The 23,364-nt window shown below is 52.7% G+C and carries 27 protein-coding genes and 3 tRNA genes; 15 read left to right on the top strand and 15 right to left on the bottom strand.

The window, feature by feature from the left end; all coding sequences use genetic code 11:
- Window positions 1-123: 123 nt before the first annotated feature.
- From DFR77_RS05700 to DFR77_RS05710, 3 genes are all read right to left on the bottom strand, one after another.
- Window positions 124-199, bottom strand: a tRNA-His gene (locus DFR77_RS05700).
- A 27-nt stretch (window positions 200-226) separates the two neighbouring features.
- Window positions 227-303 (bottom strand) — tRNA-Arg (locus DFR77_RS05705).
- Between the two features lie 24 nt (window positions 304-327).
- A tRNA-Pro gene (locus DFR77_RS05710) sits at window positions 328-405 on the bottom strand.
- Window positions 406-627: 222 nt separating this feature from the next.
- Here DFR77_RS05710 and folD point away from each other — a divergent pair.
- Window positions 628-1,482 carry a bifunctional methylenetetrahydrofolate dehydrogenase/methenyltetrahydrofolate cyclohydrolase FolD gene (folD, locus tag DFR77_RS05720; protein WP_003686899.1) on the top strand — a complete coding sequence of 285 codons (855 nt, stop codon included), beginning with the start codon at window positions 628-630 and terminating at the stop codon, window positions 1,480-1,482.
- 61 nt (window positions 1,483-1,543) lie between these two features.
- Here the strand turns inward: folD and DFR77_RS05725 are convergent, their stop codons facing one another.
- Window positions 1,544-2,125, bottom strand: coding sequence for an RDD family protein (locus DFR77_RS05725; RefSeq protein ID WP_003686897.1), 582 nt, complete (start codon window positions 2,123-2,125; stop codon window positions 1,544-1,546).
- 174 nt (window positions 2,126-2,299) lie between these two features.
- On the opposite strand from DFR77_RS05725, the gene asd reads away from it, so the two are divergent.
- Window positions 2,300-3,415 (top strand): aspartate-semialdehyde dehydrogenase, encoded by a 1,116-nt coding sequence (gene asd / locus DFR77_RS05730; RefSeq protein WP_003694436.1) that lies wholly within the window; start codon window positions 2,300-2,302, stop codon window positions 3,413-3,415.
- Window positions 3,416-3,507: 92 nt separating this feature from the next.
- On the opposite strand, the gene DFR77_RS05735 is transcribed toward asd, so the two are convergent.
- The 7 genes from DFR77_RS05735 to obgE form a co-directional block, all read right to left on the bottom strand.
- Entirely contained in the window at window positions 3,508-4,038 is a 531-nt protein-coding gene (locus DFR77_RS05735; RefSeq protein ID WP_003686894.1) for an alpha/beta hydrolase, read from the bottom strand.
- 9 nt (window positions 4,039-4,047) lie between these two features.
- Entirely contained in the window at window positions 4,048-4,392 is a 345-nt protein-coding gene (locus DFR77_RS05740; protein ID WP_003686892.1) for a hypothetical protein, read from the bottom strand.
- Window positions 4,379-5,158, bottom strand: a complete 780-nt coding sequence (locus DFR77_RS05745) for an exodeoxyribonuclease III (RefSeq protein WP_003694437.1) — start codon at window positions 5,156-5,158, stop codon at window positions 4,379-4,381. Before DFR77_RS05745 ends, DFR77_RS05740 begins: the two co-directional genes overlap by 14 nt.
- Window positions 5,159-5,328: 170 nt before the next feature.
- The gene (gene cysS, locus DFR77_RS05750) at window positions 5,329-6,750 is read right to left on the bottom strand and encodes a cysteine--tRNA ligase (protein ID WP_010355798.1); all 1,422 of its coding nucleotides are present in this window, start codon (window positions 6,748-6,750) and stop codon (window positions 5,329-5,331) included.
- 15 nt (window positions 6,751-6,765) lie between these two features.
- Window positions 6,766-7,818: a HaeII family restriction endonuclease gene (locus DFR77_RS05755; protein WP_003686885.1), complete on the bottom strand. Its 1,053-nt coding sequence runs from the start codon at window positions 7,816-7,818 to the stop codon at window positions 6,766-6,768.
- On the bottom strand, window positions 7,815-8,762 hold the full coding sequence (locus DFR77_RS05760; RefSeq protein WP_003686883.1) for a DNA cytosine methyltransferase: 948 nt from the start codon (window positions 8,760-8,762) through the stop codon (window positions 7,815-7,817). Before DFR77_RS05760 ends, DFR77_RS05755 begins: the two co-directional genes overlap by 4 nt.
- Window positions 8,763-8,815: 53 nt before the next feature.
- On the bottom strand, window positions 8,816-9,970 hold the full coding sequence (gene obgE / locus DFR77_RS05765; protein WP_003686881.1) for a GTPase ObgE: 1,155 nt from the start codon (window positions 9,968-9,970) through the stop codon (window positions 8,816-8,818).
- A gap of 278 nt (window positions 9,971-10,248) precedes the next feature.
- Between obgE and DFR77_RS05775 the strand changes: the two genes are divergently transcribed.
- A complete protein-coding gene (locus DFR77_RS05775; RefSeq protein ID WP_003704702.1) occupies window positions 10,249-10,779 on the top strand; it encodes a cytochrome b in 531 nt (176 codons plus the stop codon).
- Between the two features lie 34 nt (window positions 10,780-10,813).
- On the opposite strand, the gene rsmI is transcribed toward DFR77_RS05775, so the two are convergent.
- On the bottom strand, window positions 10,814-11,689 hold the full coding sequence (gene rsmI, locus DFR77_RS05780) for a 16S rRNA (cytidine(1402)-2'-O)-methyltransferase (RefSeq protein ID WP_010951377.1): 876 nt from the start codon (window positions 11,687-11,689) through the stop codon (window positions 10,814-10,816).
- 46 nt (window positions 11,690-11,735) lie between these two features.
- Between rsmI and DFR77_RS05785 the strand changes: the two genes are divergently transcribed.
- From DFR77_RS05785 to DFR77_RS05815, 7 genes are all read left to right on the top strand, one after another.
- A complete protein-coding gene (locus tag DFR77_RS05785; RefSeq protein ID WP_003686873.1) occupies window positions 11,736-12,083 on the top strand; it encodes a YraN family protein in 348 nt (115 codons plus the stop codon).
- Between the two features lie 4 nt (window positions 12,084-12,087).
- Window positions 12,088-12,681: a phosphoheptose isomerase gene (locus DFR77_RS05790; RefSeq protein WP_003692028.1), complete on the top strand. Its 594-nt coding sequence runs from the start codon at window positions 12,088-12,090 to the stop codon at window positions 12,679-12,681.
- 63 nt (window positions 12,682-12,744) lie between these two features.
- Window positions 12,745-13,353, top strand: coding sequence for a BON domain-containing protein (locus tag DFR77_RS05795; RefSeq protein WP_003686871.1), 609 nt, complete (start codon window positions 12,745-12,747; stop codon window positions 13,351-13,353).
- Between the two features lie 7 nt (window positions 13,354-13,360).
- On the top strand, window positions 13,361-14,011 hold the full coding sequence (locus tag DFR77_RS05800; RefSeq protein ID WP_003694443.1) for a hypothetical protein: 651 nt from the start codon (window positions 13,361-13,363) through the stop codon (window positions 14,009-14,011).
- A 39-nt stretch (window positions 14,012-14,050) separates the two neighbouring features.
- A complete protein-coding gene (gene map / locus DFR77_RS05805; RefSeq protein WP_003686869.1) occupies window positions 14,051-14,830 on the top strand; it encodes a type I methionyl aminopeptidase in 780 nt (259 codons plus the stop codon).
- 98 nt (window positions 14,831-14,928) lie between these two features.
- Window positions 14,929-15,228 (top strand): helix-turn-helix domain-containing protein, encoded by a 300-nt coding sequence (locus DFR77_RS05810; protein WP_003686868.1) that lies wholly within the window; start codon window positions 14,929-14,931, stop codon window positions 15,226-15,228.
- 237 nt (window positions 15,229-15,465) lie between these two features.
- Entirely contained in the window at window positions 15,466-15,837 is a 372-nt protein-coding gene (locus tag DFR77_RS05815; protein ID WP_010355785.1) for an ACP-like domain-containing protein, read from the top strand.
- Window positions 15,838-16,023: 186 nt separating this feature from the next.
- Here the strand turns inward: DFR77_RS05815 and DFR77_RS05820 are convergent, their stop codons facing one another.
- From DFR77_RS05820 to DFR77_RS05835, 3 genes are all read right to left on the bottom strand, one after another.
- Entirely contained in the window at window positions 16,024-17,490 is a 1,467-nt protein-coding gene (locus tag DFR77_RS05820) for a malate:quinone oxidoreductase (protein ID WP_003694444.1), read from the bottom strand.
- Between the two features lie 383 nt (window positions 17,491-17,873).
- Window positions 17,874-18,464, bottom strand: coding sequence for a GNAT family N-acetyltransferase (locus DFR77_RS05830; protein ID WP_003696457.1), 591 nt, complete (start codon window positions 18,462-18,464; stop codon window positions 17,874-17,876).
- A 60-nt stretch (window positions 18,465-18,524) separates the two neighbouring features.
- Window positions 18,525-19,106: a 5-formyltetrahydrofolate cyclo-ligase gene (locus DFR77_RS05835; RefSeq protein WP_025456083.1), complete on the bottom strand. Its 582-nt coding sequence runs from the start codon at window positions 19,104-19,106 to the stop codon at window positions 18,525-18,527.
- A gap of 77 nt (window positions 19,107-19,183) precedes the next feature.
- Here DFR77_RS05835 and DFR77_RS05840 point away from each other — a divergent pair, with 77 nt between their 5' ends.
- From DFR77_RS05840 to mafA, 5 genes are all read left to right on the top strand, one after another.
- The gene (locus tag DFR77_RS05840; RefSeq protein ID WP_003697814.1) at window positions 19,184-19,417 is read left to right on the top strand and encodes a hypothetical protein; all 234 of its coding nucleotides are present in this window, start codon (window positions 19,184-19,186) and stop codon (window positions 19,415-19,417) included.
- 172 nt (window positions 19,418-19,589) lie between these two features.
- Window positions 19,590-20,318, top strand: coding sequence for a 30S ribosomal protein S2 (gene rpsB / locus DFR77_RS05845; protein ID WP_003686861.1), 729 nt, complete (start codon window positions 19,590-19,592; stop codon window positions 20,316-20,318).
- 128 nt (window positions 20,319-20,446) lie between these two features.
- On the top strand, window positions 20,447-21,301 hold the full coding sequence (gene tsf, locus DFR77_RS05855; RefSeq protein ID WP_010355774.1) for a translation elongation factor Ts: 855 nt from the start codon (window positions 20,447-20,449) through the stop codon (window positions 21,299-21,301).
- Window positions 21,302-21,517: 216 nt separating this feature from the next.
- Complete coding sequence (gene pyrH / locus DFR77_RS05865) at window positions 21,518-22,237, top strand: UMP kinase (protein ID WP_003686859.1); 720 nt, start codon at window positions 21,518-21,520, stop codon at window positions 22,235-22,237.
- A 190-nt stretch (window positions 22,238-22,427) separates the two neighbouring features.
- On the top strand, window positions 22,428-23,364 hold a 937-nt coding region (gene mafA, locus DFR77_RS05870; RefSeq protein ID WP_050160431.1), incomplete at its 3' end, for an adhesin MafA.

Here is a 23,364-nt window from a genome sequence, read left to right on the forward strand (position 1 = left end):
GTATGAAGCGGTTTCCGTATGACCGGCCCGGCTTTCAGACGGCATACCGCCGCACCGGTACGACGGCGCGGACAGTACGCGCAAACAGGAAAAGACCCGTACCGAAAAGTACGGGCCTTTATCTGGGGTGGCTGATGGGGCTCGAACCCACGACAACCGGAATCACAATCCGGGGCTCTACCAACTGAGCTACAGCCACCATAAAAACGGTTTTCAATCAAATTCTTGGCACGCCCGACAGGAATCGAACCTGTAACCCCCGACTTAGAAGGTCGGTGCTCTATCCGGTTGAGCTACGGGCGCTCATGCCGATTCGTGCTGATTGATTGGTCGGGGCGGTGGGATTCGAACTCACGACCCTCTGCTCCCAAAGCAGATGCGCTAACCGGGCTGCGCTACGCCCCGACTTGAAGAAGCGGAATATACAGTTCAGGGAAAGATGCGTCAACATTTATTTTCAAAACACCAAGATGAAAAATATAGTTTTTTGATTTGAAAAAATATTTAATCCGTCCAAACAGCCGTATTTTATTTCGGGGCAAATTTATTTTCGGCATTCTGCTGTAAAAACAAACGGAAAATGCGATAATTTTCAGCATTTTCTACCTGTTTAACAAAAGGACGGATATGTCGGCACAACTGATCAACGGTAAAGAAGTTTCGCAAAAACACCTGCAGGCGATTGCCGAAGCGGTGGCGCAACGCCAACAGGACAATCTGCACACGCCTTGCCTGGCCGTGGTTTTGGTCGGAGGCGACCCTGCCGGCGCAGTTTATGTCCGCAACAAGAAAACCGCCTGCCAAAAATGCGGCATCAAGTCGCTGTCGTACGAACTGCCCGAATCAACATCGCAGGAAGAACTGCTGGCATTGGTCGACCGTCTGAATGCCGATTCCGAAGTGGACGGTATTCTGGTTCAGCTTCCACTGCCGAAGCACCTCGACAGCCAAGCGATCTTGGAACGTATTTCGCCGGATAAGGACGTGGACGGCTTCCATCCTTACAATGTCGGCAGGCTGGCGGTCAAAATGCCGCTGATGCGCCCGTGTACGCCCAAGGGCGTGATGACGCTTTTGGAGGCTTACGGCATTGATCCGAAGGGGAAAAAAGCGGTCGTGGTCGGCGCGTCGAATATTGTCGGCCGCCCGCAGGCGTTGGAATTGCTGCTGGCGCGCGCAACGGTAACGGTCTGCCACAGTGCGACCGAAAATCTTGCCGATGAAGTTGCCGCCGCCGATATTTTGGTGGTCGGCGTGGGCATTCCGAACTTTGTCAAAGGCGGGTGGATCAAACCCGGCGCGGTCGTTATCGATGTGGGCATCAACCGTTTGGACGACGGCAGCCTGTGCGGCGACGTGGAATTTGAAACGGCAAAAGAACGGGCGGCGATGATTACGCCCGTTCCCGGCGGCGTGGGTCCGATGACGATTGCCACATTAATGGAAAACACTTTGCACGCAGCTTCGCTGCACGATGCTTGAGCGGTTCTGAAGATAAAAATGCCGTCTGAAAGCCTTTCAGACGGCATTTTGCCGCGTCCGTTTATTTGGGCAGCTTGACGACAACCGTATCCGCCAATATGTCGTAAAGCGTGCGGCGGTCGCGTTTGACCATAAAGAGCAGGACAAAGTTGGCAAGGAATGCCAGCAGGTTGATGGCGTTTTCCCCGTTTTCACCTACTGCAAGACCGATAACGGCGGCAATAATGGCAACCAAAACCGACCACGCGATTTCGCGTACCAAAACCGTGCCGACAAAACCCGGATTGCGGCCGTCGGTTTTCAACACGCGGATTCTCATGATTTTCTTACCCAATGACTGCCCGTCCCTGCTCATATAGTAGATTTGGATGACGGTGTACGCCAAAATGCCCGCCAGTCCGACCCAAAAGGAAGTCATGCCCAAAAGCAGCCCGAATATTTCCTCACGGCCGCCAATCCTGCCTTCATTTTTGACGGCGAAGGCAATCAGTCCGACAAACGGCACCAACAAAATCAAAAAGGTAAACAATTGGTTCAGCAGCGCGGCAAGTATCCGGTCGCCTGCGCCGGCAATTCCGACTTCAATTTCCTGCCCGTTGCGGTTGTCGGATACCGCGTCGGTGTAGTCGTTTTTTTCTTCCATATCCGTTCCTGATAATTGTTCTTAAACAGATGGAATTCTACCGCCCTACTGCTGCAAACGCCAATCCCAAAAAGAAAATTCGATAAAGAACTTTACATTTTCCCAATACGGCGTTAAAACGCTTTCTTTACGCCATACATAATTTTATTAACGATTTTCCTCAAGGAGCAATACATGAAAGTAGGTTTCGTCGGCTGGCGCGGTATGGTCGGTTCGGTTTTGATGCAGCGTATGAAAGAAGAAAACGACTTCGCCCACATTCCCGAAGCGTTTTTCTTTACCTCTTCCAACGTCGGCGGCGCGGCACCTGATTTCGGTCAGGCGGCTAAAACATTATTGGACGCGAACGACGTTGCCGAGCTGGCGAAAATGGACATTATCGTCACCTGCCAAGGCGGCGATTACACCAAATCCGTCTTCCAAGCCCTGCGCGACAGCGGCTGGAACGGCTACTGGATTGACGCGGCGTCCTCACTGCGCATGAAAGACGACGCGATTATCGCCCTCGACCCCGTCAACCGCAACATCATCGACAACGGTCTCAAAAACGGCGTGAAAAACTACATCGGCGGCAACTGTACCGTCTCCCTGATGCTGATGGCTTTGGGCGGCCTGTTCCAAAACGATTTGGTCGAATGGGCGACCAGCATGACCTACCAAGCCGCTTCCGGCGCGGGCGCGAAAAATATGCGCGAACTCATCAGCGGCATGGGCGCGATTCACGCCCAAGTGGCGGACGAGCTTGCCGATCCTTCCAGCGCGATTCTCGATATCGACCGCAAAGTGTCCGATTTCCTCCGCAGCGAAGACTATCCGAAAGCCAACTTCGGCGTACCGCTCGCCGGCAGCCTGATTCCGTGGATTGACGTGGATTTGGGCAACGGCCAGTCCAAAGAAGAATGGAAGGGCGGCGTGGAAACCAACAAAATCCTCGGACGCAGCGGCAATCCGACCGTCATCGACGGCCTGTGCGTCCGCATCGGCGCGATGCGCTGCCACAGCCAAGCCATCACTCTGAAGTTGAAAAAAGACCTGCCTGTTTCCGAAATCGAAGCGATTTTGGCAGGCGCGAACGACTGGGTGAAAGTCGTCCCCAACGAAAAAGAAGCCAGCATCCGCGAGCTGACGCCCGCCAAAGTTACCGGCACGCTGTCCGTCCCTGTCGGACGCATCCGCAAACTGGGCATGGGCGGCGAATACATCAGCGCGTTCACCGTCGGCGACCAACTTTTGTGGGGTGCAGCCGAACCGATGCGCCGCGTGTTGCGTATCGTGTTGGGCAGCCTGTAAGCCCTGTTTGAATGGAAATGCCGTCTGAAGCCTGTTTCAGACGGTATTTTCCTTGCAACCCCGGTTAACCGAAATTCCGATAAAGCGACCGTTCACGCCAGCAACATTTCCTGCATCAGCTTCATACCCCACTGCCAGCCGCCGAGCATACCGTTCAAACTGCCCGAATGCGGGGAAACCAACAGGCGGGCGTTCCACAAATCCGCCTGTTTTTGCGCCCAACCGTGCGGCACGCCGCCGTGTTCGGACACCACCAATGCGGCACGGCAAGGACAGCGGACGCGTTGGAAAGTGTGTTCCGCATCGTCGGGAAAAATATCGGGACGCGGAGATACGAGAATGATACCGGCGAGTTTCTTCTGCGTCAGGATGTCGGCGCGGTACAGCCACGCCAAGAATGCGGCCGCGCCCGCGCCGTGTGCGACAACGGCGATATGCCTGCCCTGTATCCGTTCGAATGCCGTCTGAAGCGCGCTTTGCCACGCTTCCGTGCTGCCGTTTGCGGACGCTTCGGACATCTGCACAACGGGATAACTGACCGCCCAACGGTCTATCCACATTTCCGCTTCATCCGCATCGCGTATCAGCCACAGCGTCAAATCCTCAAGCTCGAAACTTTCCATTGTCCGCGACTATTTGAGCAGGTCCCGGAGGGTAAAGGCGATGAGCAGCGAAGCGGGTACGCTCAATATGGCGCAGACGGTCAGGCAGACAAAAATATTCACCACCCGCCGCCAGCCTTTCCAACCCAAACATTTGGCCGCAATCAGCAGGCAGGGCAGACAAATCAGCAGCCACACCAACGCCCATATCGGGTTTGCCTTGGTCGGCGCAAGCCAGCCTTGCATCCGCGACAACATAAACACCGCCCACACCAATATGGGCAGGATAAACGCAGCGACAACCCATGCCGCGCCTATTCCTGTTTTTCCGTCCACATTCCAATCATATTTACCCAAAACCTTATTCGGCAGCATAGTCATACTCCACAACTAAAGGGGCGTGATCCGAGAATTTTTCATCTTTATAAACGTGTGCGGACACGGCTTTGGCGGCAAGTTCGGGCGTAACCATCTGATAATCGATGCGCCACCCGACATCTTTCGCATACGCCTGCCCGCGGTTGCTCCACCATGTATAACCCGGCACATCGGGATAGAGCGTGCGCCACATGTCCGTCCAGCCCAGCGTATGGATGACTTTGCCTATCCACTCGCGCTCTTCGGGCAGGAAGCCCGAATTTTTCTGATTGCCTTTCCAATTTTTCAGGTCGATGTTTTGGTGGGCGATGTTCCAGTCGCCGCAGACGACGATGTCGCGCCCTTCGTTTTTCATCGCTTCGAGCATAGGGTAAAACGCATCGAGGAAACGGTATTTCACCTGCTGGCGTTCTTCCGCGCTGCTGCCGCTGGGCAAATAAAGCGAAATGACGCCCAACCTGCCGAAATCGCAACGCACAAACCGCCCTTCGCGGTCGAATTCCTCAATGCCCATGCCGATTTGCACATTGTCGGGTTTGCGTTTGCTGTACACCGCCACACCGCTGTAACCGCGCTTCTCGGCGCAATGCCAATGACCGTGCATCCCGTGCGGATTTTTCATATCGGCAGACAAATCAGCCTCCTGCGCTTTGAGTTCCTGCACGCAGACAATGTCTGCGCCCGATGCGGCGATGTATTCGTAAAAACCTTTTTTGTAGGCGGAGCGGATGCCGTTGACGTTGGCGGAAATGATTTTAAGCATAATAAAAATAAGTTCTCACAATGTTCCCATACACAAAGCGGCACCCGGTGCGCCGCCCGGTATTTCCCATTCGGTCCTGCCTGCTGAAAACGGCGGGGCTTCAAGCGGGAAATGCCGTCTGAAAACGAAAAAAGGGCAAAAGGCGGTACTTTTGCCCTTTCCGATACAGTTCAACCGCGCCGCCAAGTCGTGCCGCCGGCGCTGTCTTCCAAAATGATTTTGTGTTCGTTCAGAAGGTCGCGGATGCGGTCGGACTCCGCCCAGTTTTTATCCGCGCGAGCCTGTTTGCGTCGGGCAATCAAGTCTTCGATTTCTTCGTTGGAGAGGCCGTCTGAAACTGCGCCGCCTTGGAGGAACTCAATCGGGTTGCGTTGCAGCAGGCCGATGATGCCGCCCAAAGCTTTCAGGCAGCCGGCGAGGTGTGCGTCATTGGTTTTGTTCACTTCGCCTGCCAGCTCAAACAACACGGCAACCGCTTCGACCGTACCGAAATCGTCGTTCATGGCGGCGTAGAAACGGCGGGTGTAGCCGTTGGCGTTTTCAGACAAATCAAACTCAGCCGCCGGTGTGTTTTTCAAGGTGGTGTACAGACGGGTCAACGCGCCTTTCGCGTCGTCCAAATGCGCGTCGGAGTAGTTCAACGGGCTGCGGTAGTGGGCGCGCAGGATGAAGAAACGCACGACTTCGGGGTCGTATTGTTTCAATACTTCGCGGATAGTAAAGAAGTTGCCCAGCGATTTGGACATTTTTTCGCCGTCCACACGGATGAAGCCGTTGTGCAGCCAGTATTTGACGTGGCTGGCAATACTTTGACCGTGGTGGGTTTGCGCGTGGTCATGACCGCAGGTGTGACCGCTGGCACCGACGCTTTGGGCGATTTCATTTTCATGGTGCGGGAACTGCAAATCCGCGCCGCCGCCGTGAATGTCGAACGTATCGCCGAACAGGTTTTCACTCATCGCGGAACATTCGATGTGCCAACCCGGACGGCCGTTGCCCCACGGGCTTTCCCACGCCGGTTCGCCTGCTTTCGCCGCTTTCCACAATACAAAATCAAGCGGATCGCGTTTGAAACCGTCCACTTCCACGCGTTCGCCCGCACGCAGGTCGTCCAACGATTTGCCCGATAATTGTCCGTAAGCGGCAAACTCGCGCACGGCGTAGTAAACGTCGCCGTTTGCGGCAGGATATGCCTTGCCGTTTTGAATCAGGGTCTCAATCATGGCAATCATTTGCGGGATGTTTTCCGTCGCCTTCGGCTCGATGTCGGGACGCAACACGCCCAAAGCATCGGCATCTTCGTGCATCGCCTGAATGAAACGCGCGTTCAGTTCGCCGATGGTTTCGCCGTTTTCAGCCGCACGGGCGATGATTTTGTCGTCGATGTCGGTGATGTTGCGCACATAAGTGAGCGGATAACCGCACTCGCGCAACCAGCGGGCAATCATGTCGAACACCACCATCACACGGGCATGGCCTAAGTGGCAATAGTCGTAAACGGTCATGCCGCAGACGTACATACGCACGTTTTCAGGGTCGATGGGGGCGAAGGGTTCTTTTTGACGGGTAAGGGTGTTGTAGATGGCGGTCATATTCATCAAGTAAGTTTAGAAATGAGTAACAGTAATGTCATATCCGCGATTTTGGGCGAAATCTAAAAATTCATTGGCTTCATTAACGGCAGGAAATTCACGCATAATTTCAGTTTTAATATTTTCCAACAACGCTTCTGCAATCGGATATTGGCCTCTCAATGCTTTTTCGTACCAACTTATCAAATCATCCTCAGTTACGATGTTTTGAATTCGGCTTTTCCAGCCTATTTGCGTCAGTAATGAAACAATCACCGATTGTTCTGCCTTTTTGCAGACAATGACAATTCTATCTGCGCTAATGGAGGATACAATATCTTCTGCCAACTCTTCGTCTAAAGAGAGATGTTTGACCTGTATGGCCAATCCGAAGTTAGACCACATATCCAACCCTCTATCGGCAGCATTGGTTACGCCTACACGATGGATTTTTGCAGGAAGTTTTAAATGCTCATTTTTCGGCATAGTGATGATTTTTTCGGCAAAATCTTGATATTCCTCCCATAAAAACAGGTTTTCCTTAGGAAAATCAATTGAAACCGTTATGCCTAATTCTGAAACCAATGCATCAAACAACGCATAAACAACGATTTCATATATCTTGTCTATACTTCTTTTCAATCCCGGCTCGAGCCAAAATAAATTTAGAAATTCAGACAGTTGGAAGGAGTATCTGTCTGTATTGCCGACATAAGCCAATGCTTCGCTCATTTGGGAAAAACGATTGAAAAACTGTTTATAAATGTACGATTCTACCCCGCCGTCCGACTGTCTGTTTAATGTTCCCAATACCGCTAGTTTTTCAGGCGGTATTGCATTTTTTTCAAACAGATTATCTTGGAATTTTGCAGATGAAGTAGAAATCCGCCCTAAAAACCGACGGCAGATTTCATCCCTCCAGCGTTTAGATTGGTTGCGGTAAGTATCTAAATTTAAAAAATCCAACTGTTTTATACAACGGTCATGATATAAAATTTCTGCAATTTGAATGGGTTTATAAAGGTGGACACGGGATTTTTTGATAATGCCGTCCAATGCTTCTTTGGCTTGTTGTTCTTCAAGCGTCATCCTGCCTCCAATAAATCCAATTGCCCTTTTTGTTCGACCTTGCCGGAAAGAGAAGCGAGCATATTTTCCGCGATGGCTTCTATTACAGGGACGGATACAGAATTTCCGGCGACTTTCCTGACTTGCGAGTAGGGGATATTGATTTCAAAATCATCGGGAAAACCTTGTAATCTTAACATTTCCCTTCCTGTTAGCCTTCTTACTCCGTTTACCACCAAATAATTGTAACTTCCCCCGGCCCTTAAGGCACAGGAATATGGAAGTGCGGAAACATTCCCGCCAATATTTTCATGCCAAATTGATGGGGTGGGCGGAGCTTTTTTTAAGGCTGCCAAACGTTTTTGTTTCAAGGTATCTGATAAAAAATAGCTTGGTTCGACATCTCGATCGTTTTCCAGCAGTTCGCCCAATGGCCGATATTGGTTTATGGGTTCGGGAAAGTAAAAAGGGATGTTGTCTGAAAAACCCACAATATAAATTCTCTCGCGTTTTTGCGGCAATCCGAAATCCAAAGTATTTAAAACCTTAAAATAAACCGTATAACCAAGCTGTTTAAGGGTTTCTAAAACAATACGGAAAGTCCTGCCCGAATCGTGCGTAGTCAGCCGCTTAACGTTTTCCAGAAGAAAAGCCTTCGGCTGTTTGGTTTTCAGGATTTCGGCAATATTGAAAAACAATGTTCCGCGCGTATCTTCAAATCCCAATCCCTTACCTGCGATACTGAAAGGTTGGCACGGAAATCCCGCAAGCAGAATATCATGATCGGGAATATCTGAAGGATCGATGCCGTTAATGTCGCCAAAAGGTTTTTCTCCAAAGTTTGCTTCATACACTTGTCGGGCATATTTGTCCCATTCCGATGAGAATACATTGGTGCACCCGTATTTTTCAAAGCCTAGGCGTATTCCGCCAATGCCTGAAAATAAATCTATTGTTTTGTACATAGCACATCTCTGCAGAATGAGCCGCCTGAAAACTTTCAGACGGCCTTGTCCTTTTACTCCGGCTTAAACACGCCAGTATCCGTTTTAGGCTGCTGTTCGATAATTTCAACATTTGCCGCTGCTTTCTCCGCTTCGGCTTTTTCAGCCTCGATACGTTTTTTCTCGGCCAGGTATTGGTTGATTTGGTGTACCAACTCCTGCGTGCCTTGATGTGTCAGCGCGCTGATTTGGAAGAGGCGCGGGGTTTCCATGTCGAATTGGAAACGGTCATCAGGTTCGGGGTAGTCCCAGCCGACGGCTTCGAGGAAGGCGGCTGTTCGCGCCCGGGCTTCTTCTTCGTCGAGCATATCGAGTTTGTTCAGCACCAGCCAGCGCGGTTTGCCGTAAAGTTCTTCGTCGTATTTGCGTAATTCGTTGATGATGGCGAGTGCTTCTTCGGCGGGATTGACGGTTTCGTCGAAGGGTGCCAAATCGACAACGTGTAACAGCAGACCGGTGCGTGATAGGTGTTTGAGGAAGCGGTGGCCGAGGCCTGCGCCTTCTGCCGCGCCTTCAATCAGGCCGGGGATGTCGGCCATCACGAAGCTGTGGTTTTCGTCGATGCGTACCACGCCCAAGTTCGGATGCAGGGTGGTGAAGGGGTAGTTGGCGATTTTGGGGCGTGCGGCGGAGACGGCGGTAATCAGGGTGGATTTGCCGGCGTTGGGCATGCCTAACAAGCCGACATCGGCGAGGACTTTGAGTTCGAGTTGCAGGGAACGGGTTTCGCCTTCTTCGCCGGGCGTGGATTGTTTTGGGGCGCGGTTGACGGAGGATTTGAAGTGGATGTTGCCCAAGCCGCCTTTGCCGCCTTTGGCGAGGCAGACGCGCTGTCCGTGGTAGGTGAGGTCGGCAACGATTTCGTCGGTGTCGAGGTCGCGGATAAGGGTGCCGACGGGCATTTTGAGGACAATGTCGTCCGCACCTGCGCCGTAGCGGTCGGAACCGTGGCCTTTTTCGCCGTTTTTGGCTTGGTAGCGTTTGACGAAGCGGTATTCGACGAGGGTGTTGGTGTTTTCGTCGGCTTCTGCCCAGACGCTGCCGCCTTTGCCGCCGTCGCCACCGTCCGGGCCGCCGCGGGGTACGAATTTTTCGCGGCGGAAACTGGTTGCGCCATTACCGCCTTTGCCTGCGGCGACTTCGATTTTTGCTTCGTCGATGAATTTCATTAAATGCTCTTGTTTGTTGGTTTTAAATAGGGTTTCAGGCGGATTGCCATATGTTTTGATGCCGTCTGAACAGATTTTCTGCCGACATTATAAGGTATAAGCGGTATTTCAATATACCGCGGAGAAACTATTTGTTCTGCCCATCTTAATGAATTTTTAAGCAAATCTTCAGCCTGCAAACAAAATATGTCCAACTTCTTTGGTACAATCGCGCCTTTTTGACATTCCGACCCGACGGAATGTCCGTTCAAACCGTTACATATGATAAGGATTTTTTTATGAACACAAACCAACCTGCCGTTTACGACCCGTTGACACGCGCGCTGCACTGGCTGACCGTTGCCGGCTTCATCGGCATTCTGACCACCATTGTCCTGTGGACAATTTACGAAGAGGCGGAATGGGCGGGCAGCCTGTTCGGCCTGCACAAATCTTTCGGTTTCCTCATGCTGACGGTGATTGCATTGCGCATCGTGTGGGCGGTTGCCAACCGCGCCAAGCGTCCGCAAAGCGACAGCAAGGCGGCAGCGGCAGGACACGGCATTCTGTATCTGCTCATGCTTGCCGTTCCCGTTATCGGCATGATCCGCCAATACGGTGGCGGACGCGGCCCGTTGAAAGTGTTCGGCGTTGAAGTAATGCAGGGTTCGCCGGAAAAAATCGAGTGGATGGCAAACTTGGGCAACACGTTCCACGGCAATTTGGGCTGGCTGCTGTTTGCCGCCGTCGTCGGACACGTCGCCATGGTCGTCGTCCACCGTGTTCAAGGCAAAGACGTGCTGTACCGCATGACGGGGCGTGTCCGTTGATTCCGTTCGCACTATGGTGCCGGTCCATCCGGCATCATTTGTTTTTCCACGACAGTGCCAAATCGTACAAAGCCTTTTTGCCCTCACCTGTAATCTTGGCGGCAAGCTCCGCCGCCTGCTTGGTCGGCAGCTCGGCCGCAAGGATTTTCATCGCATTTTGCGCAGACTCGGACAAGCCTTCGTGTTTTTCATCCTGCGCCGGATAAAGCACCAACACCATCTCGCCGCGCGATTGGTTGCCGTCCGCCGCCAATGCCGTCTGAATTTCCCCAACCGTGCCGCTTAAGAACGTTTCAAACGTTTTCGTGATTTCGCGCGCCAGCATCAGACGGCGTTCGGGGAACAATTCCGCCATATCGGCAAGCGTTGCCCCGATTCGGTGCGGCGTTTCAAACATGACGACAGGAAATGCCGCCCGCACCCATTTGGCAAACAATTTCCTACGTTCGCCCGATTTCGGCGGTACAAAACCGTTGAAATAAAAATCGGATTCCGCCACACCGGCCACACTCAACGCCGCCATTACCGCGCTTGCGCCCACGACGGGAACGACTTTGAACCCTGCTTCGCGCACGCGGCGGGCGAGTTTCGCGCCCGGGTCGCACACGGCCGGCGTACCCGCATCGGAAACCTGCGCCACAACCAGGCCGTCTGAAAGGAAACCGATTACCTTGTCCGCCATCTGCCGCTCGTTGTGTTCGCGCACACTGACCAACCTGCCCTGAATGCCGTACGCGCTCAAAAGCTGCGCAGTAACGCGCGTGTCTTCGGCACAAATGATGTCCGCCTTTTGCAATACCGCCAAAGCGCGCAGGGTAATGTCTGCCAAATTGCCGATGGGCGTGGCAACCACGTATAATGTCCCTCCGACGACGCTGTCGGAGGCTTTCTGCAAGTGTTTCTGAAACATAAAAAATGCCGTCTGAAAAACAGACATTATAAAGGTTAAACCGATTATGCGCTTAAACCACAAACAGGGTACGGCAGGGGAAGATGCCGCACTTGCCTTCCTCCAATCCCAAGGCTGCACGCTGCTTGCCCGCAACTGGCACTGCGCCTACGGCGAAATCGACCTGATTGTCAAAAACGGCGGCATGATTCTGTTTGTTGAAGTAAAATACCGCAAAAACCAACGGTTCGGCGGCGCGGCATACAGCATTTCTCCGTCCAAATTATTGAAACTGCAACGAAGTGTAGAGTATTATCTGCAACAGAACAGGCTGACAAACGTACCGTGCCGCCTCGATGCGGTACTTATCGAAGGAAACCGCCCGCCCGAGTGGATAAAGAATATTACAGGTTGACGATATGACGACATTACAAGAACGCGTTGCCGCACATTTTGCCGAAAGCATCCGTGCCAAACAGGAAGCCGAAAAAATACTGGTCGAGCCGACCGTACAGGCTGCCGAGCTGATGCTGCAATGCCTGATGAACGACGGCAAAATCCTGGCCTGCGGCAACGGCGGTTCGGCTGCCGACGCGCAACACTTCGCCGCCGAAATGACCGGGCGTTTTGAGAAAGAACGCATGGAACTCGCCGCCGTCGCCCTGACCACAGACACCTCCGCGCTGACCGCCATCGGCAACGACTACGGTTTCGACCACGTATTCAGCAAACAAGTGCGCGCGCTCGGACGTGCAGGCGACGTCCTCGTCGGCATTTCCACCTCCGGCAATTCCGCCAACGTCATCGAAGCCGTCAAAGCCGCACACGAACGCGATATGCACGTCATCGCCCTGACCGGCCGCGACGGCGGCAAAATCGCCGCCATGCTCAAAGACACCGACGTTCTGCTCAACGTCCCCCATCCGCGCACCGCCCGCATTCAGGAAAACCACATCCTGCTGATACACGCCATGTGCGACTGTATCGACTCCGTACTGCTGGAAGGAATGTAACCCTTTTCAGACGGCATGGCGCAAAGCAATGCCGTCTGAAACGCCCAAGAAAGGAAGTCCCCGATGAAACCCAAACCACACACCGTCCGCACCCTGATTGCCGCCGTCCTCAGCCTTGCCCTCGGCGGCTGCTTCAGCGCAGTCGTCGGCGGGGCCGCCGTCGGCGCAAAATCCGTCATCGACCGCCGAACCACCGGCGCGCAAACCGATGACAACGTTATGGCGTTGCGTATCGAAACCACCGCCCGTTCCTACCTGCGCCAAAACAACCAAACCAAAGGCTACACGCCCCAAATCTCCGTCGTCGGCTACAACCGCCACCTGCTGCTGCTCGGACAAGTCGCCACCGAAGGCGAAAAACAGTTCGTCGGTCAGATTGCACGTTCCGAACAGGCCGCCGAAGGCGTATACAACTACATTACCGTCGCCTCCCTGCCGCGCACTGCGGGCGACATCGCCGGCGACACTTGGAACACGTCCAAAGTCCGCGCCACGCTGCTGGGCATCAGCCCCGCTACACAGGCGCGCGTCAAAATCATTACCTACGGCAATGTAACCTACGTTATGGGCATCCTCACCCCCGAAGAACAGGCGCAGATTACCCAAAAAGTCAGCACCACCGTCGGCGTACAAAAAGTCATTACCCTCTACCAAAACTACGTCCAACGCTGACTCGGCAATGCCGTCTGAACCGCCTTCAGACGGCATTGCCCGACACCCCAAAAGCACAATCAAAATGGCAAAAAAACCGAACAAACCCTTCAGGCTGACCCCCAAACTCCTGATACGCGCCGTATTGCTCATCTGTATCACCGCCATCGGCGCATTGGCAGTAGGCATCGTCAGCACATTCAACCCGAACGGCGACAAAACCCTCCAAACCGAACCGCAACACACCGACAGCCCCCGCGAAACCGAATTCTGGCTGCCAAACGGCGCCGTCGGACAAGATGCCGCCCAACCCGAACACCACCACGCCGCCTCATCCGAACCCGCACAGCCGGACGGCACAGAAGAAAGCGGCAGCGGACTGCCGCCCCCTGCCGCACCCAAGAAAAACCGGGTCAAACCGCGCCCTTCGGATGCGGCCCGGGCAGCCGATTCGTTAACCGGCACCGGAACACAAGCTGAAAACACACTCAAAGAAACCCCCGTACTGCCCACAAACGCCCCCCATCCCGAACCCCGAAAAGAAACACCCGAAAAACAGGCGCAGCCCAAAGAAACACCCAAAGAAAAAGAAACGCCCAAAGAAAACCATACCAAACCGGACACCCCGAAAAACACGCCGGCCAAACCCCATAAAGAGATTCTCGACAACCTCTTTTGACCCGGCACGGCAGGCACACCCGCAATCCAAGGAAGCATTATGAACGGCATCATCATCAAAACCCCCGAAGAAATCGAAAAAATGCGCGAGCTGGGCAAACTCGTCGCCGAAGCCCTCGACTACATCGGACAATTCGTCAAACCCGGCATCACCACCGACGAAATCGACAAACTTGTTTACGACTACCACGTCAACGTCCAAGGCGGCTATCCCGCCCCCCTCCACTACGGCAACCCGCCCTACCCCAAATCCTGCTGCACCTCCGTCAACCACGTCATCTGCCACGGCATTCCCGACGACAAGCCGCTCAAAGAAGGTGACATTATCAACATCGACCTCACCATCAAAAAAGACGGTTTCCACGGCGACTCCAGCCGTATGTTTACCGTCGGCAAAGTCTCCCCCATCGCCCAACGCCTGATCGACGTAACCCACGCCTCTATGATGGCGGGCATAGAAGCCGTCAAACCTGGCGCGACGCTGGGCGGCGTAGGTTACGCCTGCCAACAGGTTGCCGAAAATGCAGGTTATTCGGTTGTACAAGAATTCTGCGGACACGGCATCGGGCGCGGTTTCCACGAAGCCCCGCAAGTGTTGCACTACGGAAAAAAAGGGCAGGGTCCCGTTCTAAAACCGGGTATGATTTTTACCGTCGAACCGATGATCAACCAAGGCAAACGCCACCTGCGTATCCTCAACGACGGCTGGACGGTGGTTACCAAAGACCGCTCCCTCTCCGCCCAATGGGAACACGAAGTCTTGGTAACCGAAACCGGCTACGAAATCCTCACCGTCAGCCCCGCCACCGGCAAACCCTGAAGCTGTATGCAATATAAAAACAGGCTTGACCCGGCACATTACGAAAACAAAGCAAATCGGAATTTGCCCCGCAACCAGAAAAACTTAAAGGAAGTTTTATGAAAATATTTGAAAATATAGAAGATGTTAAAGCCATCCGTAAAAAGACCGGGATGAACCAGATAGACTTCTGGGGCAAGGTCGGCGTTACTCAATCCGGAGGTTCACGCTACGAAACCGGCCGCAAGATGCCCAAACCCGTACGCGAACTGCTCCGCCTCGTCCATATCGAATGCCTCGATTTGGCAAAAGTCAACAAAAAAGATATGGAAATCGCCGCCCTGTTGAAAAAACACCATCCCGACCTGTATGCCGAATTGTCCAAACAGACCAAGGCCGAAAGAAAAAAACAAGGTTAAACCGCAACCTCCGGATGCCCGGAGGTTTTTCATTTCCGAAAAATGCAAACAATGCCGTCTGAAACACCGGACAGGCCGCCGTATCCCGCCTGCCGCCCCTGCCTCAAACCGCCGAACCGCCCGAACCTGCCTTTTTACAAACTTTATCCAATTTCCTGTTTATTTCAGGATACGCCGACATTAGACTGTCAAACAGTCCGAAACGGGCAAACTCCACATCTATCCAAAGGAATAAAAATGAAACTTCTGACCACTGCAATCCTGTCTTCCGCAATCGCGCTCAGCAGTATGGCCGCCGCCGGCACGGACAACCCCACCGTTGCCAAAAAAACCGTCAGCTACGTCTGCCAGCAAGGTAAAAAAGTCAAAGTAACCTACGGCTTCAACAAACAGGGTCTGACCACATACGCCTCCGCCGTCATCAACGGCAAACGTGTGCAAATGCCCATCAATTTGGATAAATCCGACAATATGGACACGTTCTACGGCAAAGAAGGCGGTTATGTGCTGAGCACCGGCGCAATGGACAGCAAATCCTACCGCAAACAGCCTATTATGATTACCGCACCTGACAACCAAATCGTCTTCAAAGACTGTTCCCCACGTTAATCAGGCAACAAAAAACAGCGTTTTCATTTCTGAAAACGCTGTTTTTTGACCGTTCCATTATTCGCAAAAGGGAAAAAACGATTACCTGCCCCGTGTATCAAAACCTGCCCTGCCGGATGAAGGGCATAACCGGCAGGGACGGCGTCAACACCATATGGGGGTACGGCTTTTCTTGAAAGATTCGGTTTAAATATCCAACACTTTCGCGGTATAGGCGATAATTTCATCCGCCCTTTCAGGGTTTTCGTTCAACTTGATGCCGTAACCCGGTACCAGCTCTTTCAGACGACCTTCCCAAGACGGGGCGCGCTCGGGGAAGCATTGGTGCATCAGCCGGATCATCAGCGGCACAGCGGTCGATGCGCCCGGCGACGCTCCCAGCAATGCGGCGAGCGAGCCGTCGGCGTGGGCGACAATCTCCGTACCAAACTGCAGCACGCCGCCTTTTTCGGAGTCTTTTTTAATGATTTGGACGCGTTGCCCTGCGGTGATGAGTTCCCAGTCGTCGGGGTTTGCCTCGGGGTAGTATTCCAGCAGGGAGGCAAAGCGTTCTTCTTTGGTTTTACGCAATTCGCCCAGCAGGTATTTGGTCAGCGGCATATTCGCCCAGCCGGCGCGCAGCATAGGATAGAGGTTGTCCATATGGATGGACAGCGGCAAATCCATAAACGAGCCTTGCTTGAGGAAGTTGGAACGGAAACCTGCGTAAGGACCGAACATAAGGTGTCGTTTGCCGTCTACGTTGCGTGTGTCGAGGTGCGGGACGGACATCGGCGGCGCGCCGACGGAAGCCTGCCCGTACACTTTGGCGTTGTGTTGTTCGGCGGTTTCGGGGTTGCTGTTGCGGAAGAACAGGCCGGACACGGGTAAGCCGCCGTAGCCTTTGCCTTCGGGGATGCCGGATTTTTGCAGCAGGGTCAGTGCGCCGCCGCCCGCGCCGAGGAAGAGGAAGCGGGTGCGGAGGGTAAGCTGCCAGTCTAGGTTGCGGGTATCGGCGGTTTTGAGCACCCACGCGCCGTCGGATTCGCGTTTGATGTCTTCGACGTGGCGGTTGAACTCGGTTTTTACGCCCTTGCCCTGCAAATATTTCACCATCTGGCGCGTCAGCCGTCCGAAATCGACATCCGTGCCTTCGGCGGAATAGTTGGCGGCGACGGGTTGGTTTTCGTCCCGGCCGCGCATAATCAGCGGAGCCCAATCGGAAATTTTGTTCCGATCGGTGGAAAATTCCATATTTTCAAAAAGTTTCTGCGTTTTAAACACATCATAGCGTTTTTGCAGGTAACGGCAGTGGTCTTCGTTCATCACCAAAGACATATGCGGCACGGCATTGATGAAGGAATTGTCTTCCAACTTGCCTTCCGCGACCAGCGTCGCCCAAAACTGGCGGCTGACATGAAACTGTTCGGCAATATTGAGGGCGCGCGCCGGATTGATGACGCCGTCCGCACCCAGCGGCGCATAGTTCAATTCGCACAGCGCGGAATGCCCCGTGCCGGCGTTGTTCCACGCGTTTGACGATTCCAACGCCACATCTTCCAAGCGTTCAATCAGGGTGATTTCCCAAGACGGTTCGAGTTCTTTGAGCAAAACGCCCAAAGTCGCGCTCATAATGCCGCCGCCCACCAAGACAACGTCTGTCGCTTCAGCCATGGTTTACTCCTAAAAAACAGGCATCTTCTGCCCTTATGGTTATTTGCCGTACTACAAACGCCTGAATCGCAAAAGCAGGGGAAACCGGCAATGGTGTGTGTCCGAGCACGCTGTTTCGGGGTTGGAATGCGTTGCAAGTATGGCTTCCGACACCGCTTCAGGGGCTTGTAATATGTTATCGTGAATGTAGTGGATTTTACTGGGAAATGCAAAGTTTTTCTGTCGCCCGCCAAGCCGGGGAACTGCGAAACAAAAAATAAAAATAGTTATTTATCTATATATATCAAATTTTTAATAGACAAAAAATCAAAATTGTTTATATATTAATTTTTAAAAGATTGTCAGCATATCGCGTTAAGTTTTTTAAATTTGAGAATACTGCCTCACACCTGCACGCCATACCCTGCCAACCTGCCGGTCAGGATTTCCCTGTTTTTGCACCAATCTTCCCTCAGCATACTGTACACAACCGTATCGCGCACACTGCCGTCTTTACGGAGCATATGCATACGCAGCACGCCGTCTTTTTCCGCGCCCAGCCGTTCGATGGCACGTTGCGAGGCAAGGTTCAGAATATCCGTGCGCCATCCCGCGCAACAGCAAGCTAAAACATCAAATGCGTAATCCAACAGCATGATTTTGCAACAGGTGTTTATCCGTTTCCGCCGTGCCGATGCCGCATACCATGTGAATCCGATATCCAAACGCGGAATCTGCGGTTCAAAATGATAATACGCCGTTGTCCCGACCACCCTGTCCGCCTCTTCATCGACAACCGCAAACGCCAAACGCGTTGCCAATGCTGTCCCGATATAGTCTGCCACCCTATCCGGATGGGGCGCGGACGTTACCCCCAGCTTCCAAACCTCCCCATCGCAAACCGCCTCGCGCAAACCCGTTTCATGATGCACATCCAACGGTTCGAACCGTACGCCGCCCAATGACAAAACCGGCAGTATTATCCTTTCCGACATCCTTTTCTCCCAATATTCCGCCTTCAGACGGCATTTCCGCCCGAAATGCCGTCTGAACGGCTAAAAACACAATATCCCCGCTTCCGATACAAAACCGTCCAGCGGCAGGTCGTGCGCCTCGCGTGGGAGCCTGTCCACCAACTGGCAGGCAAAGCCCACGCCCACGGTTTTCGCCTGCAAACGGTATTTCATCGCCGAAAGCGTCGCATCGTAATAGCCGCCTGCCTGCCCCAAACGGTAGCCTTCGCGGTCTATGCCGACAAGCGGGACGAGCAATACCGACAAACCGTGCACGCGGATTTTGCGCCCTGCAAACTGAGGGACATGCAGCTTCGCCCTACCGCGCTTGCGTTCCCGTTCCATTCCGCGTTCAGGATACGGCGTAAACCACATCCGCCGCGTGTGCGGTTCGATATAAGGCAGATAGAGTTTTGCGCCGCGTTTTTGCGCCGCGCGGACAAAGCCGTCCAAACGCAGCTCGTTGCCCATCGGCCAATACACGCCGATCTTCCGCCCCTTTTTGATATAACGTTTGAGCAGGCGGTTGATTTTTACCGCCGCCGCCGCCCGCACGTCCCGCCCCATTTGCGAACGCCGCCCGCGCAATTCGCGGCGCAGGGCGCGTTTTTCCTCGTTCCTCATTTCAGACGGCCTTTCAGGATTGCGGTAGAATGTTGCGATTATAACGATTTTGTTAACATTCAAACAGGACGCACACAATGTGGCACATCGTCGCCATCGGCTATCTTTTTGTTGCCGTTATGTATTCCGCCGCGCAGCCGAGTATTGCGCGCGCTTTGATTTATTTGGTTTTTTGGGTGGTTCTGCCCACCGTGTTCACGGTCTTCGCCGTAACCGTCCGCCGCCGCAACCGCCTGATGAGGCAGCAGGAACAGGCAGAATCCGAACAGCAGCGCGCACAACGGCAAAAAGACAGCGGCACAAAACCCTGAATCCCTTTTCAGACGGCATCTTATCCGCTATAATCCGTCAGTTTTCCATTTCGGAAACACACTATTTTTAAAACTTATGCCCACTTTCGCCGAAGGGTGCTTGACAATAGGCGCCGCCTATCAAGTTCTATGCGATTGAATGTGTGCTCTTTAACCCTTTCAAGGAAATAACATGTCTCAAATTACTATGCGTCAGATGATTGAAGCCGGTGTTCACTTCGGTCACCAAACCCGTTTCTGGAACCCGAAAATGGCTCAATACATTTTCGGCGCGCGCAACAAAATCCATATCGTAAACTTGGAAAAAACCCTGCCGATGTTCCAAGAGGCGCAAGAAGCCGTACGTCGTCTGGTTGCCAACAAAGGTACGGTATTGTTCGTAGGTACCAAACGCCAGGCACGCGACATCATCCGCGAAGAAGCGACCCGCGCCGGTATGCCTTTCGTCGACCACCGCTGGTTGGGCGGTATGCTGACCAACTACAAAACCGTTAAGCAATCCATCAAACGCCTGGAAGAAAAAACCGCAGCCTTGGAAAATGCTGCCGAAAGCGGTTTCAGCAAAAAAGAAATTCTGGAAATGCAACGCGACGTTGAAAAACTGGAACGCTCTTTGGGCGGTATCAAAAACATGAAAGGCCTGCCCGACGCGATTTTCGTTATCGATACCGGCTACCAAAAAGGTACTCTGGTTGAAGCTGAAAAACTGGGCATCCCCGTTATCGCCGTAGTCGATACCAACAACAGCCCAGACGGCGTGAAATACGTCATCCCCGGCAACGACGACTCCGCCAAAGCCATCCGCCTGTACTGCCGAGGCATCGCCGACGCAGTTTTGGAAGGCAAAAACCAAGCGCTGCAAGAAACCGTAGCCGCTGCCCAAGAAACCGCTGCCGAGTAATTCGGTACACAGAAGAGGGGCGTTATGCCCCTTTTCTCAAATATGCCGTCTGAACGCCCGTTCGCGGCACACGATTCCCGAATGTGGAAAATCCTTTCCGTATTTCCCAAAAATCTAGGAGATTCAAAATGGCAGAAATTACTGCAAAAATGGTTGCCGACCTGCGCGCCGCTACCGGCCTGGGTATGATGGAATGCAAAAAAGCCTTGGTTGAAGCTGAAGGCAACTTCGACAAAGCCGAAGAAATCCTGCGTATTAAATCCGGTGCGAAAGCGGGCAAACTGGCTGGTCGTACTGCTGCCGAAGGCGTATTGGCTTATGCAATCAACGGTAATGTCGGCGCATTGGTCGAAGTAAACTGCGAAACCGACTTCGTTGCTAAAGACGCCGGCTTCGTAGAATTTGCCAACTTCGTTGCGAAAACTGCTGCCGAGAAAAAACCGGCTTCTGTTGAAGAACTGAGCGAACTGGTTGAATCAGAACGCAAAGCCATCATCGCTAAATTGGGCGAGAACATGTCTGTCCGCCGCTTCCAAGTGATTGACACTGCCAACCAACTGGTTGCCTACATCCACGGCGCATTGGCGACCGAAGGCGTTTTGGTCGAGTACAAAGGCTCTGAAGATGTAGCACGCAAAATCGGTATGCACATCGTTGCCGCCAAACCGCAATGCGTAAGCGAAGCCGAAGTAGATACTGAAACCGTTGAAAAAGAACGCCACATCTACACCGAGCAAGCCATCGCTTCCGGCAAACCTGCCGACATCGCCGCTAAAATGGTTGAAGGCCGTATCCGCAAATTCTTGGCTGAAATCACTCTGAACGGCCAAGCATTCGTGATGAACCCTGACCAAACTGTTGCCCAATTCGCTAAAGAAAACGACACTGAAGTGGTTAGCTTCATCCGCTACAAAGTAGGCGACGGTATCGAGAAAGCCGTTGTCGACTACGCAGCCGAAGTAGCCGCAGCCGCCAAAGTGTAAGGCACTTATGAAAAAGAAAGCACCTGGATTCCAAACGAATCAGGGTGCTTTTTTTTGAGAAAACCGTTTACGGTACCTATTTTAAGACGACCGAATATAAAGGCCGTCTGAAAACAAAACAATAATAGAACGACACACCATATCATTGTAATCCGACCATTTGAAATTCAGACGTCCCAACTCCGACCGACGACATTCAAGAAAGCAAGGTATCCCATGACACAGCAAATCAAATACAAACGCGTATTACTGAAACTCTCCGGCGAATCCCTGATGGGTTCCGATCCGTTCGGCATCAATCACGATACCATTGTTCAAACTGTCGGCGAAATTGCCGAAATCGTGAAAATGGGTGTGCAAGTCGGTATCGTTGTCGGCGGCGGTAACATTTTCCGCGGCGTATCTGCACAAGCAGGCAGCATGGACCGCGCCACTGCCGACTACATGGGCATGATGGCGACCGTGATGAACGCCTTGGCACTCAAAGACGCATTTGAAACCTTGGGCATCAAAGCGCGCGTACAATCCGCACTGTCTATGCAGCAAATCGCTGAAACTTACGCCCGTCCTAAAGCCATTCAATATTTGGAAGAAGGCAAAGTCGTGATTTTCGCCGCCGGTACCGGTAATCCGTTCTTCACGACCGACACTGCCGCCGCATTGCGCGGCGCGGAAATGAACTGCGACGTGATGCTCAAAGCCACCAACGTCGACGGCGTGTACACCGCAGACCCGAAAAAAGACCCGTCCGCCACACGCTACGAAACCATTACTTTTGACGAAGCCTTGAATAAAAACCTCAAAGTCATGGACGCGACCGCCTTTGCCCTCTGCCGCGAACGCAAGCTCAATATCGTCGTCTTCGGCATCGCCAAACAAGGCTCGCTCAAACGCGTCATTACCGGCGAAGACGAAGGCACACTGGTCCACTGCTGATTGATGATTGACCATAGGGTCGGCAGATATAGTCGCATATGGGCTTCAGACAGCCATTTATTATATGGAGATTATAGTGGATTAAATTTAAACCGGTACGGCGTTGCCTCGCCTTGCCGTACCGGTTTAAATTTAATCCACTATATTTACAATTTTGATACAATTTGTTTTTCATCAAAGGAGAAAATCTATGCGGGCACGGCTGCTGATACCTATTCTTTTTTCAGTTTTTATTTTATCCGCCTGCGGGACACTGACAGGTATTCCATCGCATGGCGGAGGCAAACGCTTCGCGGTCGAACAAGAACTTGTGGCCGCTTCTGCCAGAGCTGCCGTTAAAGACATGGATTTACAGGCATTACACGGACGAAAAGTTGCATTGTACATTGCAACTATGGGCGACCAAGGTTCAGGCAGTTTGACAGGGGGTCGCTACTCCATTGATGCACTGATTCGCGGCGAATACATAAACAGCCCTGCCGTCCGCACCGATTACACCTATCCGCGTTACGAAACCACCGCTGAAACAACATCAGGCGGTTTGACGGGTTTAACCACTTCTTTATCTACACTTAATGCCCCTGCACTCTCGCGCACCCAATCAGACGGTAGCGGAAGTAGGAGCAGTCTGGGCTTAAATATTGGCGGGATGGGGGATTATCGAAATGAAACCTTGACGACCAACCCGCGCGACACCGCCTTTCTTTCCCACTTGGTACAGACCGTATTTTTCCTGCGCGGCATAGACGTTGTTTCTCCTGCCAATGCCGATACAGATGTGTTTATTAACATCGACGTATTCGGAACGATACGCAACAGAACCGAAATGCACCTATACAATGCCGAAACACTGAAAGCCCAAACAAAACTGGAATATTTCGCAGTAGACAGAACCAATAAAAAATTGCTCATCAAACCCAAAACCAATGCGTTTGAAGCTGCCTATAAAGAAAATTACGCATTGTGGATGGGGCCGTATAAAGTAAGCAAAGGAATCAAACCGACGGAAGGATTGATGGTCGATTTCTCCGATATCCGGCCATACGGCAATCATACGGGTAACTCCGCCCCATCCGTAGAGGCTGATAACAGTCATGAGGGGTATGGATACAGCGATGAAGCAGTGC

Origin of the sequence: Neisseria gonorrhoeae, assembly GCF_003315235.1 — a bacterium.
Classification (GTDB): domain Bacteria; phylum Pseudomonadota; class Gammaproteobacteria; order Burkholderiales; family Neisseriaceae; genus Neisseria; species Neisseria gonorrhoeae.